General features: G+C 37.8%; 13 protein-coding genes and 1 riboswitch. Of the genes, 4 read left to right on the top strand and 9 right to left on the bottom strand.

Going from position 1 to position 20,019, the window contains the following annotated elements; all coding sequences use genetic code 11:
- Window positions 1–26: 26 nt before the first annotated feature.
- The 4 genes from ATHSA_RS07830 to ATHSA_RS07845 are packed head-to-tail and all read right to left on the bottom strand — an operon-like array spanning window position 27 to window position 8,695.
- Complete coding sequence (locus ATHSA_RS07830) at window positions 27–2,588, bottom strand: hypothetical protein (protein WP_161848551.1); 2,562 nt, start codon at window positions 2,586–2,588, stop codon at window positions 27–29.
- 33 nt (window positions 2,589–2,621) lie between these two features.
- Entirely contained in the window at window positions 2,622–4,004 is a 1,383-nt protein-coding gene (locus ATHSA_RS07835) for a sigma 54-interacting transcriptional regulator (protein WP_161848552.1), read from the bottom strand.
- On the bottom strand, window positions 3,991–4,845 hold the full coding sequence (locus ATHSA_RS07840) for a hypothetical protein (protein WP_161848553.1): 855 nt from the start codon (window positions 4,843–4,845) through the stop codon (window positions 3,991–3,993). Before ATHSA_RS07840 ends, ATHSA_RS07835 begins: the two co-directional genes overlap by 14 nt.
- Window positions 4,832–8,695, bottom strand: coding sequence for a DNA-directed RNA polymerase subunit beta (locus ATHSA_RS07845; RefSeq protein ID WP_161848554.1), 3,864 nt, complete (start codon window positions 8,693–8,695; stop codon window positions 4,832–4,834). The genes ATHSA_RS07840 and ATHSA_RS07845 overlap by 14 nt, the downstream gene beginning before the upstream one ends.
- Before the next feature lie 186 nt (window positions 8,696–8,881).
- On the opposite strand from ATHSA_RS07845, the gene ATHSA_RS07850 reads away from it, so the two are divergent.
- Genes ATHSA_RS07850 through ATHSA_RS07860 form a run of 3 tightly spaced genes read left to right on the top strand, consistent with a single transcriptional unit; the run spans window position 8,882 to window position 12,734 of the window.
- Window positions 8,882–9,832 carry a Gfo/Idh/MocA family protein gene (locus tag ATHSA_RS07850; protein WP_161848555.1) on the top strand — a complete coding sequence of 317 codons (951 nt, stop codon included), beginning with the start codon at window positions 8,882–8,884 and terminating at the stop codon, window positions 9,830–9,832.
- Window positions 9,829–10,425, top strand: a complete 597-nt coding sequence (locus ATHSA_RS07855) for a methionine synthase (protein WP_161848556.1) — start codon at window positions 9,829–9,831, stop codon at window positions 10,423–10,425. Before ATHSA_RS07850 ends, ATHSA_RS07855 begins: the two co-directional genes overlap by 4 nt.
- The gene (locus tag ATHSA_RS07860; protein WP_161848557.1) at window positions 10,422–12,734 is read left to right on the top strand and encodes a homocysteine S-methyltransferase family protein; all 2,313 of its coding nucleotides are present in this window, start codon (window positions 10,422–10,424) and stop codon (window positions 12,732–12,734) included. Before ATHSA_RS07855 ends, ATHSA_RS07860 begins: the two co-directional genes overlap by 4 nt.
- On the opposite strand, the gene ATHSA_RS07865 is transcribed toward ATHSA_RS07860, so the two are convergent.
- The 5 genes from ATHSA_RS07865 to ATHSA_RS07885 all read right to left on the bottom strand — a co-directional run bounded on the left by ATHSA_RS07865 (window position 12,731) and on the right by ATHSA_RS07885 (window position 17,847).
- The gene (locus ATHSA_RS07865; RefSeq protein ID WP_161848558.1) at window positions 12,731–14,488 is read right to left on the bottom strand and encodes an ABC transporter ATP-binding protein; all 1,758 of its coding nucleotides are present in this window, start codon (window positions 14,486–14,488) and stop codon (window positions 12,731–12,733) included. The two genes, ATHSA_RS07860 and ATHSA_RS07865, sit on opposite strands and share 4 nt — an antisense overlap.
- A 4-nt stretch (window positions 14,489–14,492) precedes the next feature.
- A complete protein-coding gene (locus ATHSA_RS07870) occupies window positions 14,493–15,365 on the bottom strand; it encodes an energy-coupling factor transporter transmembrane component T family protein (protein WP_161848559.1) in 873 nt (290 codons plus the stop codon).
- Window positions 15,362–16,006, bottom strand: a complete 645-nt coding sequence (locus ATHSA_RS07875; protein ID WP_161848560.1) for a hypothetical protein — start codon at window positions 16,004–16,006, stop codon at window positions 15,362–15,364. Before ATHSA_RS07875 ends, ATHSA_RS07870 begins: the two co-directional genes overlap by 4 nt.
- 55 nt (window positions 16,007–16,061) lie before the next feature.
- A riboswitch (purine riboswitch) is annotated at window positions 16,062–16,163 on the bottom strand.
- A 96-nt stretch (window positions 16,164–16,259) separates the two neighbouring features.
- On the bottom strand, window positions 16,260–17,015 hold the full coding sequence (locus tag ATHSA_RS07880; RefSeq protein ID WP_232060077.1) for an ABC transporter permease: 756 nt from the start codon (window positions 17,013–17,015) through the stop codon (window positions 16,260–16,262).
- 25 nt (window positions 17,016–17,040) lie between these two features.
- Window positions 17,041–17,847: an ATP-binding cassette domain-containing protein gene (locus ATHSA_RS07885; protein ID WP_408626196.1), complete on the bottom strand. Its 807-nt coding sequence runs from the start codon at window positions 17,845–17,847 to the stop codon at window positions 17,041–17,043.
- 358 nt (window positions 17,848–18,205) lie between these two features.
- Between ATHSA_RS07885 and ATHSA_RS07890 the strand changes: the two genes are divergently transcribed.
- The gene (locus tag ATHSA_RS07890) at window positions 18,206–19,930 is read left to right on the top strand and encodes an ABC transporter substrate-binding protein (RefSeq protein WP_161848561.1); all 1,725 of its coding nucleotides are present in this window, start codon (window positions 18,206–18,208) and stop codon (window positions 19,928–19,930) included.
- Window positions 19,931–20,019: the final 89 nt, after the last annotated feature.

Genomic DNA, 20,019 nt, shown 5'->3' on the forward strand with positions numbered 1-20,019 from the left:
CCCCTTTCAAATTCATTAATCACACTTTATGACTCTATTGCCAAATTTTTCAGTTTTTCATTGGCAAGTTGAAGGCCAGAACTTTTAAATTCATTATTTATATCTTTTTTTATATCTTTTACTATATCTTCTACTTTCTCTTCTGGCACTTTCTTTTCAGGATATACTTTGATGTAAAGCGTTTCTTCTTTTGGATTGTAAAATTCTGGCATTATACTTTTTACAGCCTGATGCTTTTCGAAATGCTGAAATTGTCTTGATTTGAAGGCTATTCTGTCGGCCTTTTTTATGTATTCATCTATGAATATCACTTTTTTATCCGCGACATTTTCGAGATTCGATCTTATTTCTTTGTATACAATATCTTCTATTTCACAAGCAACATTGTCTAAAGCCTTCCAATCTTGCGCGTCAAGATATTCGAGCGTTTTTAATATTTTTTCGGTCATATCCAATTTGGAAAGCATCGAATTATTTGCAAGAAAGTCATAGCACAAACTTTCTATTTCGTCTTTTGTTCTTTGAACTCTTATTTGAGTGTATTCATCCATGACGGTTCTGTCTGACTGGACATCTGTCGAGTCTATGAATTTAAGCCATCTTGCCGCAAGCATTATCATCTTTTTCCATTCTTTGGAATTTTTAAACAATTCGTCTTCATTCAATCTTGCCTCGAGAGATTTTATCTTTATCTTGAGATTATCTATGAAACCTTTGCGAGAAGGATTTTCATTTTCGCCTATAGGAAGGTACTGTCTGTGGTATTTGCTTACGTACATTATGGCCTTCTTAAGTCTTGCGATTTTTTCTTTATCTTCATCTATTTTTTCTATTCCATCCAAAAGATTCTCATTCTCTATCAACTGATAACTCAATTCACTGTGCAAATCTCTCACAACGCTCGGAAGACCATCAATGCTAAATTCAATTCCATTATCCGTTGTGTAATTAAGAACTGTATGGCCTAAATCATGAATGTTCATCGCCACGGCAAGAATGAAATAGAATTCTTTTCTAAGATCGGGATTAACTCCGTTCAAGAAATTTTCTTCTCCCATAATTCTTACAAGGTTGAATCCGAATTCCATTAGTCTTTTGCTGTGTCTTTGAGAATGTTCGACCGTTTCGGGAATAAGATCTCCTATCCATCTCAAACTCCAGATCGGAATTTTTTCATTAACAAAGTTTATCATCTTGTCGTCTCTTATAAGATCTATGAAATTTTTCCCGTGACCGAATGGTAATTTGCGGGCATTATCGTAATTCGCTTTTATCTCGTTCAATATTGGAACAGTTATAAGTTGTCCTTCTGGAGAAATGGAAAAAAGTTCCTTTAAAAACTCTGGCAAAATCACAAAAATATTGTAATTTATAATTTCTCCATTTTGGACCTTTGAAGATATTAAATCGAAATATGGGCTGTAATCGTCAATGGTCTCATTGTTCCATCCAATAGGGAGAGGGGGGAATTTTAACTGAACCATTTTCTGTTCACTGATACCATCTGTTATCTCATTTTTCTGCTTGTAATAAAATGCTTTTTTGTTAAAAAGGCTGTAAATGGCAAGTTCTATCCCCGGGTATTTCTGCCCCCCTGTTAAGTCGATTAACGTATTTCGACCATCTTTATTATCATCTGCAACTTTTGAAATAACGTCAAATATTTCACGAAGAGATTTGTAAGCAGAATCTTGACTTGAAGAATCATAATTTATCGGTGAATAAGAGCATTCTAACCCAAATATTCTATTTACCGCCTCTTTAAGAAGAGTATAATCATGAGGATAGTCTTTACCTTTTTCAAAAGATGGAAAGACAAGAAAATGCACTTTTTCCACTTCAAAACCGCTTTTTATGAAAAGGTACAAGGCATCTATTTCTCCGATAAATTCTCTGTATTTGTTCGATTTGGTTAATTCTTCTAAACGTACATTAAAATTTTTATCTTTTCCCGCCCCTTGTCCTTGGGTCATAATGACCGTCACAGGACCTATGAGTCTATTTTGGACATATTCGATAATCTTAAGAGGTTTTATTTCTCGCTTTTTAGCCTTATAAAAGTTTTGATACGATTTTTCTTTTGTCAAATCCTTAACGTCTGTGATCTCAAGTCCGATGCCTTTTAATTCATTCTCGAAATATGAATCGTCTTTATCTTCTTTGGTTTCGATTTCAAGGTAATACAATCCCGGATCATCATTTTTTAGTATATCCTTGTTGTCTATTTCCAAAAATTCGTCAAGAAATATTTCCGGATTTTCTTTGATTATGTATCTTATCTTTACAACGTTTTTCTTTTTTTCTAAATCAGATAGATTTATATCTTTTCGTGGATCCAGAAAATCTTTTGTTTCGAATCTTTTTTCTGGATTATCTGTGAGTGTTTTGGTTGCTTTTTCCCAGACATGTGTATGGCCTATCACTTCGTCGTAAGAAATAGTTAGCCTTATACGCTTTTGAGGGTTTTCTGTCTCTTCGTACCATTGAATTATTCCGATCTTTTTAATGCTGTTGTGCTTCAAACGCTCGATCTTTTCGCGATCTTCGAGAAGATATTTTCTTTCAATTTCTTTAGTTTCTTCGGTCATTCTCCACCTCCGACTTAATTTCAAATTTTATAATCACACTATTTCAAAATCTTTCTCAAGTATGCAATCACGACCGTCTATGTATGCGTTCATTATTGCCTCTTTGACAAGACTTTCGAGTTCTCTGAAATTTCCAGGATAGTCGTACCTTTCAAGTTTTTCTATCGCCTTTAAACTTATCCTTTTGATCTCTTTTTCTTTTTGGAGAGAAGTTAACTGATCCTGAAGGACAAAACTCAGAATATATCTGAAATCACTTTTTCTCTCTTTCAAAGACGGTATTCTAATAGAATAATCAAATCTCTCAAACAGGTCTCTTCTGAAATTTCCGGTTTCTATCTCTTTTTTGATATCTTTATTCGTTGCCGCTATGATCATCACGGGCACCTTTAACCCCCGAGGATCGGAATATCCATCTATCGTTACTTTCATATCATCTAAATACGTTAAAAGTTTTGCCTGAATCTTTTCACTTATTTCACCTATTTCATCCAAAAAAATAACTCCGCCCGTGTTTGAAAGAAATTTCCCCATCTTGTAAAGGCTTCCGGTAAAGGATCCCGGAAAGGTTCCGAAGAGTTCAGAATCGACTATTGTTTCGGAAATGTTGACAAGGGTAACTTTTGCAAAGTGATCTTCAAAGTCATTTTCTAAGAATTTGCGCGCTATGTATTTTGCAAAGAGTGTTTTTCCGCTGCCGGTAGGTCCGGTTATCAATATGGAAGGCAATTTCCCAATTGAAAGTTCTTTCGATTTATTGTTTATTTCTCCAAAAATTTTTTGAACTTTGCTTAGTTCTTGAGTGTTGGAGTTTTCTAATTTTTTTAATTCATCTATTGCGCTCTTAACATCTTTCCTGAATTTTTGAAATTGTTTTGCCGTAGATTTTAATGACTCAACGATTCTGTTGGCTTTAAAGATGACAGAGCGCATATTTTCATCTGAGAACATGGATATGAATTTTTCTTTAGAATAATTGGAAAGATCTATTTTCCAGTTTACCGGCTTGGACATTTCCGACTCTAAAAATCGAGTGCTTAATTTATCACGGACAAGTCTTTTTAGAACGTCTTCGAATCTTGCCATCTCAGAATACTCTTTTCTTTCACCGTAAAATCTTTTAACATCGAAGATGGCGTAAACGTAAGATCTTTGCTGGGCATTAACGACTGCCCTTTCATTCAATTCACCATCGACAAGATATATCTTGTTCATGATCTTATCTTTCTCATCATTTGATTCTTTTACGATAACTATGTCATTTTTATCGAACTTGGATGGAAATTCATCCACAGGGCAAAATTCAACTTTACCTTCTATATCCGGCTTGTTTTTCAAAATGACATTTATTAGTTCTTCTACAGGCTTGTCATCTTCACAATCGCATTTAACGTAAAAAATCTTAATCTTGTCCATTTTTACCACCTAAATGTTTGAGTATATTTTTGAACTCATCATTTTTATTTAAATTCTCAAAAAAAGTGTCTTCGGTAAATGTTTTTTCTTCTGATGATCTTAGAATTTCATTCAAAATTTCCAGCACAGAATTTGTCTTTCTAAGGCAATCTCCGTTTAAAGATTTGGAGTCTAATTTTATGAAATCATCTTTGAGTTTTTGAGATTTACCTATACCGATTCTAAAAAGCGTCATTGCGAGAGTCTTGACATTTGGCTTACCGTTGAAGGTCAGGGCAGAGATTTTGACATCGACACCGTCCCAGAATCTCATGTAATAACTGAGAAAGTGTCTGTTGGTTTTGTTTTTAATATCGGTAGAATTTTCATTCACCTTCAAAAGCATCTCGGATTTGAACCGTTCGTAAAAATCTTCTCTGCGCGGATTTTCAAAGTCGTAAAATCCATTTGCGTAACTTTCTATCACCGACGCGGCTTTCGAAAAGTTCTCAAAACTGTTGTGTTTGAAGTAAGATGTTTCTTTATCATTACCATAACCTTTAAAGCCATAATGGATAACCCTGAATTTTTCACCCTTTAAAATTAAAAGGACTGTTTTTATCTTTGGAGGATATTTGGGAAGTTCCAAATTCAAAATATCAAGATTTAGAGATGTATCTTTTTGACTTTGATCGTCATTTTCATCTTCTGTGTATATCTCTTCATCTTCATTTTCATCGTAATCGAGTAAATCTTCTTTTGAAAGCGATGACTCGATAGGTGAAGATTTTTTTAGATCTTTCCTTGAGAATTTGTTTTTTTCTTTTTCTTTTTGCGTTTGCCTAATTTTATTCTTTTCCATCCAAGATCGCCTCCACTTCGTCTGGCAAAAGTGCATAAATGGACTTTGGAGATCTCTCCTCTATCCGATCGATCTTTTCAAACGCTTTTGCTATATTGCTTTTCTTTATGCCGTTTTCTTTCTTTCCAGGAGGATTTTCGAAACTCAAAGCAGAGAAGAAACCATAGTTTTTAAGATCTGTGAGATACTTTTTCATCTGGCCTTCTGTTTCTATTTTGTTATTCTTCATGTACATAAACAATATTTCAAGGTAGATGGATGATACGTCTATCGTCTTTAAAAGCCATTCTTTCTTGTCTGAGTCTTTGCCGGTCATCAACTTTATCAAATCTTCATTTGCGAGATTTACAAGGTAATCAACAAAACTTTTCTCCATTCTTCTGAAAAATCTGCTCGATACCGCAGACATTTTGAAATCCGACTTACTTGTCTGGAAGGTCTTCATTGACAGTTGAGTGCCACGTTCTCCTATCGTGTGTCCCGATATCACGCCTATGAAGTCTCCGATTCTAAAACTTTCATCTGAAGTGGAAGGATTTATGCCGCAGCACTTTTCGCAGGGACCATTTTCTGACTTGCATGTTACAGGGCTTCTGAGTATAAAACCATCTGTTGCTTTTTCTTTCATTTCTTTTAAATTGTCAAAGTTAACAAGTACCCACTCTTCATCTTCTTTGAATTTTATGTATCTTCCATTTATAATTCTTTCTATATCGTACTTCCCGACTAATTTTTCGATATCTGTTTTTGTGAATTCTATCCCTTCATTCGTTCCACAATCGTGGGAAGAGATTCTGAGAGGATATAAGAATTCGACCATCTTTCTTGTGAAATATCCCGCTTCGGCGACGTGCAATTTTTTGTCAAGCATTGACTTCCTTCCTCGTACGGCAAGACAACTGTCAAAATTCTCGAGACCATTTCCTATGTAAAATTCGAGAGGAATTCCATTAGAGAAATTTCCTATGTTTTGATCTCCTATCTTTATCTCTTTGTAAATGGACTGGAAATTTTCGGCCTTTCCTCTTGCCTTCGATTCCTCGATCTTTTTGATGTCCCCCATTCCACCTTTAGCCTCGAAGAATGACACGCTTAAATTTTGGGATGTTGCAATTTCAAGCATTTCTTTTTGTATGTCGAGAAGTTTCTCTGGCACATCTTTGTGGGATAATATTATCTCTTTTATCTTTTCGGAAAGGTTGGAATTTTTATCTTTCAAATAATTTCCATAGGTCATATCCTGTGAGATCGAAATTGAAAAATCTCTGTTTCCAATCTTGAAAAGATGATTCGAAGGTGTCATCTTTTTCATCGTTGATCTGATCTTCTCGTTCTGATCGGAAGGATAATACACGGCCATCGTATCCCCGTCAAAATCGGCTCCGAATCCTTCGCACACCATTATTGGAAGACCTATGGCGTAATTTTCCCAGAAGATCGGATAAAAAGCCTGTATGCTATGAAGATGAAGGGAAGGCTGACGGTTTAGAAGTACCATAATTTCATTTAATTTGCAATAAGAATTGGCAATGTCAGCGAACTCTCTTCTTTTGATCATGTCCCCTTCAAGAATAGATCTTTCGTTTTCAAACTTAAGATTAAACCATTCGAGGGCGAAATCAACGGGGAGATAAACGTGATCTACGTCTATATCCGTTGCAGGAACTATCGTTGCGCGACCGGAATAATGAATCCTTCTTCCGAGCATTGCCGTACGCGGGAATCCATCTTTTGATATCAAAAATTTTGCCTCTTTATAGGCCTTACCCTTTCTATCTTTTATCATATCCAAAATTTCTTCATTTTTATCGTCCTTTAAGCCGTCTAATTTTTGAACAAAGAGTTTTCCGCCCTCCTTTAAAGGCCTTATCGTGAAATTGTGGTACTCATCCAAAAGTGTGTTGAAGGAGTTCAAGTATTTATAATATTCTTTCCATCGGGTAAGATTCGTTTTTGCAAAGAGTTGTATTACCGGTATCGCCTTATGATCGAATAAGGTCCAAAATTCCATCTCTCCTATTCTCTGGCCACCATTGTTTTTACGTCCCTTGTAGGGCTGAAATGTTATTTCTGAAATATGCTTTGTATGTCCGATGACGTGGAGTTTGTCCCTTACACAATGATCCAAGCGCACAAAATACTGGTATCCGACAATCGCGCTAAAGACAGTTTCCTTTCCGTTGACTTTGACATGCAGTGGAAATTTTCCATTTTCATCGCCGCCAAGCGCTTTAAGTTGTGAGATCAATTTGTCAGGATCGACTTTAGAATCAACACTTCCATCTGTAAAGTTTACAAGCGTACCATGGGTCTCTATCAACTGACCAAGATTCATTCTTGTAATTATTCCGAATGGACTGAGAATAAGATCGAGGATCTTTTTCTTCCCGTCTATCTCGACGTAGGGCATTTCTTCATCTTCGAGTATTCTCGAAATAGTTCCTTTGTTTCCATATCTACCAGTTATTTTGTCTCCAACCTCAAGTGGTTTTTCAACTTTTACGGGTATTCTTATCGTCAAATGACTCATGGAAATCATTTCTTTTACAAGCGGAGGAGTTATATCTCCTATTTCAAAACAATCCTTTGTTATGTTCAAAGTATATGTGTACCTTTGATCAAATAAAAAAGACCTTTTCAAATCTTTGTTTTCATTTCCATCAAAAAATACCCTTCTCCTAAGATAAAGATCGCCATACACAACATTTTGAGTTTTGACGAATTCATAAACAATCTCAATAGATTTTCCGCTTTGAACTTTCGATTGTATGACAAACTTCTTTGTACTTCTGCCAGATTCAATTATTTCATAATCGATTGGAAGCGGGACTTCATCTTCTATTTTCAGTTCTTCTCTCGATTCTATCTTCATCTTTTGAGAGAATGATTTTGAGGCGACTATTCCATCCTCAAAATTAAGACCATCAAAGAGTGCATATCCGACAAAAGCATTTACTCCTAAATCGAAGCCAATTTGGTCTTCAATGCCAGTCTTAACGATGGGTTTTTCACTTCCAACGACTCTAATGGCCTGCTTTAAGTTTTTTCCTCCCATCATTGCCCTTGGCGTGTCATTGTAAGTTAAAAATGGAACGAGTAAAGTCGAATAACTGAAAAAATCATTAGAACTTTTGATATCTGAATCTATGGCCAATTTTTTAGCGTTGTACCTTGCGCCGAGAGACAAAAACAAAGAAAGGCCTATCTCTTCTGATTCAGGGCTTTCGAGTAGATCTATCTTCCCAAGATGTGATTTGTGTGGATATCTCATCGTGTCTGCAACAACGCTTCCATGGTACACTACTTTTCTTGTGTTGGAAATCTTAAGCAATGGATTTGATTCGTCAAGTTCAAAAAGAGAGGGAATTCTTACAAACCGTTTTGATTCTGGATCTATTTTATGAATCTTCGTTCCTATCTCTACCGTGCTTAAATTTGCCGAGATCATGTACTCAAAAAGTTCAGATTCATCTTTGAATTGAAGTGCACGATCGTAAGAACTCATTATCTGAATGGCCTTATCCAAAAAATATCCAGGAATCACGAAAAAATTCTTTAGATCCATGTTTTTTACCTGTTCTTTCAATTGTTCAGGTTTTTCGATAAGCACAAATGGAGAATAATAATTCTTTCCCATCCATTTGTAAATTCCATCATTTGGAATCAGGCAAAGGAATTCGACCTCTAACGGATCGTAAATCCTTGAGTTGATTTGTAATTTGACGATTTTGTATAACTCATCCTTAATAAAAAAATTACTTGTAGAGATTATCTTTAGAGCGTCGTAGTTGAAAACTTTGGGCCTGTAATTAGAAATAAAAAAATTTAATCCATCGAATATTTCTTCCATGGAAAAATCAATTTCATTAATAGAAATCGCCTCCTATTTTTAAAATGAATTTTATTTATCTTTAAAAAAGAAGTTTACAGAACTAAATTATAACATTTCTAAATCATAATTTAAATATCATTACAAAATGAAGACTTAATTTTTGAATGGAAAGATAGTATAATCATTCGGAAAGGAAGCGATCTTATGAGATGGGCAATCGTTGGATTTGGAAGTATATCAAAGAATAGATTCTTGCCCGCCCTGCGCGAGGCTGGAGGAACGCTTGTAAGCGTTGTTACCTCCCATCCAGAAGCGGTTAAAATAGATGGTGTGAAGGTCGTGACAAGAGTAGCAGATTTAAAAGATGTAGACGTTGTCTACATTGCAACGCCAAATGCTTTCCACATGGATCAAACTATAGAATGTGCCAGACTTGGGATAAACGTCTTTTGTGAAAAGCCTGTAGGAATGAACGCAAAAGAGGCTTACAAGATGGCAGAATTTTGCGATAAGGTTGGCATCACATTTGGAGTTGCTCACATGGGAAGATTTAACAGTTACAATATACTTGCAAAAAAGATCCTTGACTCGCATGAACTCGGAGAGATAGGTATAATCAAGGCTTCATTTTCTTTTGTCAACAAAGAAAGGAATAAGTGGAGATACGATCTATCTCTAAGCGGTGGTGGAGCGATAATGGACATAGGAATTCATCTTATAAACACTTTGAGATTCATGCTTGGATCGAATGTTGTTGAAATTGAATCGATTAACGATAATTTGAATTATGCCGTGGATCAAAATGCGGCAAGCATTATGAAGTTTTCGAATGGAAGCATAGCGCTTGTGGACGCAAGTTTTAACACCTACGCGAGTGCATCCTTCGAATTCCGCGGAGACAAAGGCATGATGTACGTCATGGATACACTCTTTCAAGATTACGTGGGAAGGGTAATAATTGCCAAGGATGGGACTTTTCAATTGAGAGATTCAATAGATAAAAATCCTTACGTCCTTGAGATAGAGGATATGGAGAAAGCCGTCAAAAACCATGCAAGACCTGCAACAGATGGATGGGAAGCATTTGAAGATATGAAGGTAGTCGATGCGTGGTACGAATCGGCCAAAACGGAGAAAAAGGTAAGAATAGGATGAAAGTAATAGAAATTCCTCCTCAAGATATCGATATTCCCCAAAGAGCTATCGCGGCAAGAATGGGATTTAGAGGCCTTGGAGAGGTTCCCGATCAGTTTAAACCCATTTACGAGGAACTTATTTCTTTGCTTTTAAAAGTATCAAATCCACGTGTGGCGTTCGACGATTTTGTGCCTTCGATCGAAAACGGAGAGATCTCGATAGGCAATGTGAAAATAATCGGGACTCTTGCAAAATCTCAACTTGGAAAAAGTGTTGAGATAACTGCCATGCTTGTAACTCTCGGAGATAAAATTGATGAAGAAATAGCACATTTTCATGATGTAGGAGATGATTTAAGATCATTCATGCTTGATTCGATAGGATCGGAATTTGTAGAATATGTGGCAAGGAAGTTCGATGCATCTTTGAGATCAAAAAAATCTCTCAAGGGAAGTGCAAGAATTGCACCGGGTTATGTCGATCTTCCAATTACTTTGAATAAATGGTTTGCATCTGAGTTTGGAAAGGCGATATCCGTGACAATAGATCCAGATTCTTTTGTCTTTTTGCCGAGAAAGACTATATCTGCGTTTATAGGGTGGTCTAATTGAGAAGAAACGAATTAAGTGAGATTTTGAAAGATCGCGTCTTGATCCTCGATGGCGCTTATGGAACAGAATTAATGAGAAGAGGCTTCAAAGAAAGTCCCGAAGAGATCGTTCTTTCACATCCCGAGGCAATAAAAAAGTTGCACGAAGAGTATGTAAATGCGGGATCCAACGCCATCCTCACATCCACATTCGGAGCGAATCCCATAAAACTTTCTAAGATCGGACTTGAATCTTACCACGAGAAGATAGTAAGAGATGCTGTAAGAATAGCAAAAAGCATTTCAAAGGATGTTCTTATATTTGGAGACATCGGTCCAACCGGAGATCTTCCATACCCTTTGGGTGAAAGGACCTTTGACGAATATTACGATAATTTTCAAAAAACGGCCTCCATTCTCATAGAAGAGGGCGTTGATGCGATCATACTCGAGACCTTCACAGATATTCTCGAATTGAAAGCGGCCTATATGGCCGTAAGAGACATATCCAAAGATATATTTCTCATAGCCCATCTCACCTTTGAAAAGAATGGAAGAACGCTAACGGGAACGGATCCGGTCAATTTCGCGATCACATTCGACGATTTAGACGTCGATGCGATAGGGATGAATTGTTCCCTTGGCCCCGAAGAAATGCTTCCCATCTTTGAAGAACTTTCAAAATACACTCACAAACTTTTGACCGTTGAGCCAGATGCCGGAGCCCCGATTCTCAAGGGAGAGAAGGTCGAATATCCTGTAACTCCGGAAGAGTTTGCAATTCACATGGATTCTTATTGGGAGGCGGGGGCCAACATAATAGGATCCTGTTGCGGATCGAATCCTTTGCACACAAGAAAGATATCCACAGTGGTAGGAAAGAGAGGACCTGTAGACAGGGAAAGCAAAAAGATCTTTGCTATTTCTGGACCTTCATCCGTTGTCAATTTTGACAAGTTTGTAGTCATAGGAGAAAGGCTAAATCCGGCCGGAAAAAAGAGGCTTTCTCAAGCCATCAAAGACGAAGATGTAAATTACTTGATCGATCAGGCCCGAGATCAGGTCGATCATGGAGCCCATGCGCTCGATGTTAATTTTGGAGTTGAACAGACCGTATCAAGAAATTTCATGTCCAAAAGCGTTGCCGCACTCTCTTACAAAGTTAACGTTCCACTCTCTCTCGATATTCAAACGTATGATTTTTTAGAATTCGTCATGAAAAGATACCCGGGGCGACCTCTTATCAATTCGGCAAGAGCCGTTGAGGAAGAGTTCGTAAAGCGGGCGAGTCTCGTTAAAAAATACGGAGGAATATTGATAACGCTTTCTATGGGAGAGAGGGTGCCGGAAAGTTTTGAAGAGAGAAAAAAGTCGATAGAGTACGCACTTGAGATGGCAGAAAGGATAGGACTTACAAGGGATCGACTCATTTTTGATCCTATAGTCCTTGCGATAGGGGCAGGATCTGATGCCAGAGAAACCTTAAAAACAATAAAATATCTCGACTCTGTGGGGCTAAAGAGCGTTTTCGGACTTTCAAATATTTCTTTCGGGATGCCAGATAGATCTTACATAAACGGCGCATTTTTGGCAATGTCCATTTTGAATGGTTTAAGTTCTGCGATAATGAATCCAATTGACGAAATCGTTATGGGTAATATGAAGGCATCTTTGCTTTTGACAAAAAGATCCCAGATCGAGATAGAAAAAATCCAGGGAACGGATGAATTGTTAAATTTCGTTCTTACAGGTGCGGAAGACAAATTGATGAAGGCCGTCGATGATCTGATCAGCGTTGAGGATCCGGTTTCCATAATAGAAAATCATCTAAAGCCAGTCATGGATAGGGTTGGAGACCTTTATGGAAGTGGTAAGATATTCCTTCCCCAGTTAATCCTTGCAGCACAAACGGCCCAAAAAGCCTTTGAAAAGGTACAAAAATTGATTCCATCCGGATCAGAGACAGGAAAATTCGTAATAGCGACGGTAAAGGGAGATGTGCACGATATAGGAAAGAATATAGTGGCAACTATAGTCAAAAGTGCCGGATACAGAGTTATAGATCTTGGAAGGGACGTGCCATCTGAAAGAATTATCGAGACCGTCGAAAAAGAAAATCCGGTAATGGTTGGATTGTCCGCAATGATGACGACAACAGCCCCAAGGATAAAGGAAGTTGTCGATGGAATGAAAAAGAAGCACCTCAACGTACCGGTTATTGCCGGAGGCGCTTCTTTGAATGAAACTCTTGCAAAGGATCTCGGTGCCGATTTCTACGCAAAGAGTGCCACAGATGCCATAAAATATCTCAAGATGGTTATCAGAACTTAAACAAAAGTTTTCGATATTGCGTTGTTCATTTCTTCAACGGTTAGAAAGATGTCATCTGTCATCCCGACACTGATCATTTCTTCTGAAAGGCGAACGATTTGCGGTGGCCTTAAAGATGCCTTATCGAGTATTGATTTATTTTTGAAAAGTTCGAAGGTTGGACCATCGTAAAGGATCTTCCCCTGATTTAAAACTATAGATCTCGGGCAGAATTCTGCAACAAGACGCATATCGTGTGAAATTACAATAATTGTTGTACCATCGTCATTTAATTTTTTTAATAGTTCCATTATTTCCCTTGACATTTTGTAATCCTGTCCGGTTGTGGGTTCGTCGACTATTATTATTTCGGGATGCATTGCAAGAACACTTGCAACCCCCAATCTTCTTTTTTGGCCTCTCCCGAGAAACAAGGGATCTTCATTTATTTTGTCAATTAGATCAACACTTTTCAAAACACTTTTAACCTTCTCGTCTATAATCGATTGAGAAAGGCCCATATTCTTTAGTCCGTAGGCCACTTCATTGTAGACACTTCTGTTGAAGATTTGATGGTCAGGATTTTGAAAGACATAACCCACATGGTATGGCATACGCCTTCTATTTTTAGGATCGTGGAGATCAAGGCTTGCTATTTTAACACTCCCACTGAAATTTCCCTCTATTCCGGAAAGGATTTTTGAGAGAGTACTTTTGCCGGAACCATTTTGACCTATTATTGCAACAAATTCCTTTTGTTCTACCTTGAAAGATAAACCTTTAAGCGCGTGCGTTCCGTCTTCATAAGAGAAATCGAGATTTTCAACTTCTAAAATGGGTTTTAACCTGTATTGGGGATATCTTCTTTTCGGACCTTCAAATTTTGCATTTGGAATTTTTGAGATCAACTCTTTTATTCTCGTGGCTCTTTTGCCATTACCGATTTTCAGTTCTGCAATTTCGGGTGTGTAGACATTGAATTTTTTTACCGCTTCAGCGTTTGAGTATATATCATCAGGTGTACCTTCGGCAACTATTTTACCATCGTTGAGAACTACCATTCTGTCAACGAAATCCTGCATTAGTTCAGGATTATGTTCTACAAGAACTACGGTCAAATTCCCTTCTGTTTTCAGTTTCTGAATTGCTTCTATTACTTCGATCTTTCCTGCAGGATCGAGATCGGAGGTTGGCTCATCAAGGATCAAAATTTTAGGTCTCATGGCGATAAAACTCGCTATTATAAGTCTTTGTTTTTGTCCTCCGGATAACTCGGCAGGATGGATCTTACCAGACATTTCGTATATATCTTCCATACCAACGCGCTTTAAGGCTTCTTTTATTCTTTCTTCTATCTCCCCTGAATCAAGCCCCATTAAACGAAGACCAAGAGATAGTTCTTGCTTTACGCTCATCGTTAAAAATTGACTTTCAGGATCCTGCATAACGAGACCAATTTTGTCTGACATAACACCTTTTCCGATCAGAAAGCTTTTTCCATTTCTTTCCTCGATGGCGCTTACCACTTCATCGAATACTTTCACAGATCCGATCATGTAAGATCTTGGATCTCTGTCGTTTATCTGCATATGATGAGGTATAAGACCCATCATCGCAAAACAAAGTGTCGTTTTTCCAGATCCGCTGGGTCCCGTTATGCCAAAAAATTCTCCCTCTTTCACATCCAAATTGATGTTTTTGAGCGCAAAGTCACTCTCAACTCCCACAAAGTTGGGGTATTTCCAGTAGAAATTTCTTATCGTTATTGCATTCATAAAATCACCTCATAAGACCAAGGAGAAGTACGAGATTAATATGGTAAGAGATTACAAGTATTAAAATCGAAAATGCGACGAAGATCCAGTCTATTGTGTGAAAGGCATCGCCGTTTATGGAGGTTACATGTTTTAGATTACCAAATCCTCTTGATTCGAGTGCCGTCGCCATATCTACGGATCTCTTTATCATTGTTGCAGTTAAAGGAATAGAAAGGGAAATGAAATTCTTTGCATTTTTAATTACGCTTTTTCCAGAACTTATACCTGCTCCCCTCGCAAACTGGGCATGCCTTATAGATTCAAAATCACTTTGCATCACATGAAAACTCCTTAGAATCATTGAGGTAAAGAAAGATACCTTAAAAGGCACTTTCAAAGCACTTAAAGCATCTATTATGTCGGAATCTCTTGTCGTCATTATAACTAAAAGCGTCAATAGGGCCATAGAAGCGTATCCGATGATCTTGGTTATCCCAATCTCAAGAGAAAGAGTAGTTATTCTAAATGGTATCCCATAAGGTAAAAGTGAGAACAGGACTTTATTTCCAACCTGATTAAAAATAAGCCACCAGATAAGCATTATGACAAGTGCGATCGGAAGTATGACAAGATATGTTTTGACAATGAAGCGTAGCACTTTTGCATTTTCCATAAACAAAATCACCATCAAAAGTACCAATATTGCCGAGAAAAGATCTGGTGTCTTTTCTGTCATCATTCTTATAACTGCAAGAGAAATGATTATAAGAATAACGAATTTTACAAGGGCATTTATCTTCGTAAAGATCGATCCTTCTTTTGCCGAAAATAGAAGTGTTTTTATATACTTTTTTTCTCCACTTCTGTTTATCCTTGCTGCACTTTCTTCCGTCATGAAATCCATCCCTTGTTCAAAAGTCCGTACCTTTCAACGATTGGTGTCAAGTATTTGCTCAAAAAAGGCATAAGCAAAAGTACGATGGCATCTCCCACAATCCACAAAGAGGCTCCAATCCAGTAAGCCTTAACTGGAACAAAGCCAAGAACCGTCAGGACCCATACGCCCCAAAGTCCACCGAATATATTTGTGATACCCATTATCCAGATGATAAACCAAAAAGTTGCCCATCCATTTGTGAAAATGTCTCTACCAAAAGGATCGATACCTTTCTTTACCAAATAGCCACGGTAAAGCAGGAAGATCAAAAGTGCCGGCACAAAATCCCCTACGCTAAAAAGTAGTGATGGAATTATTGGAAGACCTGTTAAAAGGCCTGCGCCAACAACACTTCCTATCCATGCACCAAGGATGCCCCACATGCCCCACCATAGCGTGAACACGACAAAGAAAGGATAAGCCCAGTAAAGAAAGCCTATCCCCGGTCCCACGACAGGCGTTGCAACTGCACCAAGCCATGAAAGTAGGATAATAACGGCGATTTGAACTGCGTAAAGTACATACTTCGTCGTTGTTATCTTGCCCGGATTCCAGTCAAGAGTGTATTGACTGGAAAGATTCACATTAGATTTAGCCATAAAGGCACCTCCTCAAAATGATGTGAAATAAAAAAAGATCACTTCTACAAAAAGTGATCTTGCGATCACTTTCTGTAGTCAGACAATTCACGGTTGTCTGGTAGAAACTCCCGGGCCATATTCCCAGGATTATACAGAAGTGATGAAAACTCAGTTTTAACAATTATATCACATGAATATGAAACACACAAAAAACATTGATATTTCTTTTATGATAATTTCTCTTTAAAACTAAAACAAAGGCTACCAATCTTCATCTTGCGACTCTCGGATACAGTATCGCACCTATCACAACAAGACCGGCAGATGTCAAAGATATAACGGCAAAATCGATTATTAAAGGATAGGTAGAACTAAAATTCGGTAGCATCAAAGCGCGTAGAGCATCTACTTCATAACTTAATGGATTAAGTTTTGCTATGATTTGAAGCCATTCTGGCATCATTGATATAGGATATATGGCATTGCTCGCAAAGAACATGGGCATTGTTAGTAATTGGCCTATTCCCATGAAACGCTCCCTCGTTCTGACAATACACGCTATCACTAAAGAAAAAGTTGAAAACAAAATGGCACTTATTATGACCACCGCAATGACGCCAATTATATCGAATAAATTTCCATTTATCTTAACTCCAAGAATAAGAGAAAAAATGTAAATTATCAAAGCCTGAGAAAGACCTCTTATGCTCGCAGATAGCGCTTTTCCAAGCACAATAGAGAGTCTCGGTGTTGGACTCGCCAAAAATTTGTGGACAATTCCAAGATCTCTTTCCCATATTATCGATATGCCATAAAAGATCGAGATAAAAAGTACGCTTTGTGCAAGAATTCCGGGTGCCATAAAATCAAGGTATGAAACATTTCCTGTAGGAATCGCTCTAATCCTTGTGAATACCTCTCCAAAGACCAAAAGCCATAAGAGTGGTTGAATTGCACGCGTGATAAGTTCAGTTGGATCGTGCTTTAACTTCCTTGCTTCAAGTTCTGCTATAGTGAGAGTCTTCACAAAAAAACCAGAAAAAATGTTACTCTTAACCAAGTCTTTTTGCAATTTTTCTTGTTCTCGCACTGTCACGGTAACTACCTCCCGAATCAAGAGTACTTCCGCTGTAATAAACAAAAACCTCATCAAGGGTGGCATTGGCCTTTCCAATAGAATTTTTGAGTTCTTCAACGGTTCCGATGGCCGCGATTTTGCCAAGGTTCATTATCGCCACCCTATCGCAAAGCATCTCTGCCTCTTCCATGTAATGGGTGGTCATGAAGATCGTCATTCCGAATTCGTTCTTTAACTTTGTTACGTGATCCCATACAACTTGCCTTGCGACCGGATCAAGCCCGACAGTCGGCTCATCGAGAAAAAGCACCTTTGGATTGTGCAATAAGGCTTGGGCAACTTCGAGTTTTCTTATCATTCCGCCGGAGTAATTTCTTACGAGTTTATTCGCATGTTCAGACAAGCCCATAAAATCGAGGATGTCCATGATTCTTTGTTTCCTTACATTCGAAGGTATGTCGTAAAGTTTGGCAAAGATCAAAAGATTTTCATAGCCTGTCAAAGTTCCATCTGCAGAAAGGGCTTGTGGAACGTATCCTATAACCCTTCTTACCTTTGAGGCTTCGTGTACCACGTTAAAGCCACCGACAAAGGCTTCACCAGACGTCGGAGGCAAAAGCGTGGTCAAAATCTTAACGGTAGTCGTCTTTCCAGCCCCATTTGGGCCCAAAAGGCCAAAGATTTCACCATTTTCTACATTTAAAGAAATGGAATCGACGGCCTTTAACGTTTTGAATGACTTTACAAGCGATCTTATCTCCACAATCGCCAAACTAACCACCTCCTCACTTTGAGTATAGCAATTGTTGATTTCAAAACCTTTTACTTCAAAGTAATAAAATATTTCTGAATTTTCATATCTTTTTCACAAGAAAGTTCTTTATATGTCAGACACTTAATTTTGTTGTAGACTCAGCAATTGAAGATTTTACGACTAAAATTTAGATATCATTAGAAAATAGGAGAAAAAATCGATTAATTACTAAATAATAAAGATTATCAAGTTTAAATTTGTTTTATAAGGTTTTCTTAGTCAAAAAAATTATGATATCATTGTTATGTAAATGTTTTCATTAAACAAAACCATTCCACGCACTCTCTAAGGGGGATCAGGAGAGAAAAAGTGGAGGTGGTACAGTGTGAAACATAACAAAGTTTTTTTCATCTTTCTTACCATCATGTCTTTGGTTAGTTTGATGCTCTTTGCCGCAACTGGTTATTCTTACTTGCAGGAATATGGTCCTGGAATAGTCAACTGGGGAAATAACGTCAAATATGGAGGAACTCTCAAAGAGGTTATGCCATGGGGACCCCAGACTTTGAATTTCAATCCTTTTGTGCCAACGAACCTACCAACTCATGCCATATACGAACCACTTTTTTACGTCAACATGTTGAATGGTGATACAACTAATTTACTTGGAACCTCTTACAAGTTCGAAGATAACAATCTTAAACTTGTTATAACAACGAGAAATGACGTCAAATGGTCGGACGGCACGCCATTTACAGCCCAAGATGTGGCCTTTACATTCAATTACATAAAAGAATATCCCGCAATAGACGGATATGGCATATGGTCTAAGATATCGGATGTTCAAAGCGTTGTGGCAAGCGGAGATACGGTGATCTTCACATTTTCAAAGCCAAATGTTGCACTATTTCCATTCATTGCAAGTCAACCTATAGTACCAGCACATATATGGGCAAATATAAAAGATCCTTCGACATATACGAATCCGAATCCAATTGGGACGGGTCCATTCATGCTCAAAAGTTTTTCTCCTGACAAAGTTGTGCTTGTAAAAAACCCAAATTACTGGATGAAAGGCAGGCCATATATTGATCAAGTCGATGTGTCGTACGTCGTTTCAAACACGACTGCGTACCTTTACATGTTAAAGCACGAAGCAGATTGGTCTTTTCTCTTTGCTCCAGATCCAATAACAACTTATGTTGATAAAGATCCTTCTGTTAACAAGATATGGTGGCCTACTTACAGTGTAAATGGATTAGTCTTTAACACTCAAAAATATCCTTTTGATAATCCAATATTCAGAAGGGCAATTTCAATAGCGATAGACAAAAACAAACTTGAAAAAGAGGTGTATTTTGGAACAGGTGGTTATAATCCCAATCAGGCTGGCCTAATTCCAACCCAGTATGACTGGATGGATCCATCTCTCGAAGCGACGAACAATTACCTCAACACTTACAATCCTCAGGAGGCTCAGAAATTGCTCGCATCAATAGGCTTCGTTAAAAATTCTGCCGGTCAACTCGTCGGTCCAGATGGTAAGGTTCTGCCTCCAATTCAACTCGTCGTTTGTGCCGGCTGCACGGATTTCATCTCGATGGGAAATATAATATCGAGCGAACTTGGACAGTTAGGAATCTCGGTTAACGTAAATCAACAGTCCGGGGGTACTTACATGGGAAGTATTACAACCGGAACATACGATATGGTCATATACTGGGGAATTGGCGGAGGACCAACACCTTATTACGAATATTACACAAACCTTAATCCAGCCTTTTCAGCACCTAAACTTGGGGAACCTGTCATTTCAGACATATCTCGTTACACGAATCCCATCATAACTGAATCTTTGAAGGAATACTCACAAACAACCGATCCGACCGTTCAAAAGCAGGCTATATATAAAATCGAGCGCGTATTTCTTAACGAACTTCCTTATGTATCTCTAACAAATAGAACAAATTTCAACATATACAACGAATCCACGATAACTGGATTCCCATCGGATCAATATCCTTATTCTTCTGGTGGAAGCCCGGGTGCAGCGATCGGCCTTGGAAGTTCCGATCTTTTGATGACCCTTCTTAACGTTCATCTTAAATGAGCCAACAACATATTAGGGCAGGCAATTTTTGCCTGCCCTAATATTTTAATCGATGCGGCGATTGTAGTTCTAAATCCTTTGACGAATAT

Source organism: Athalassotoga saccharophila (genome assembly GCF_009936215.1).
GTDB classification, from domain to species: Bacteria; Thermotogota; Thermotogae; order Mesoaciditogales; family Mesoaciditogaceae; genus Athalassotoga; species Athalassotoga saccharophila.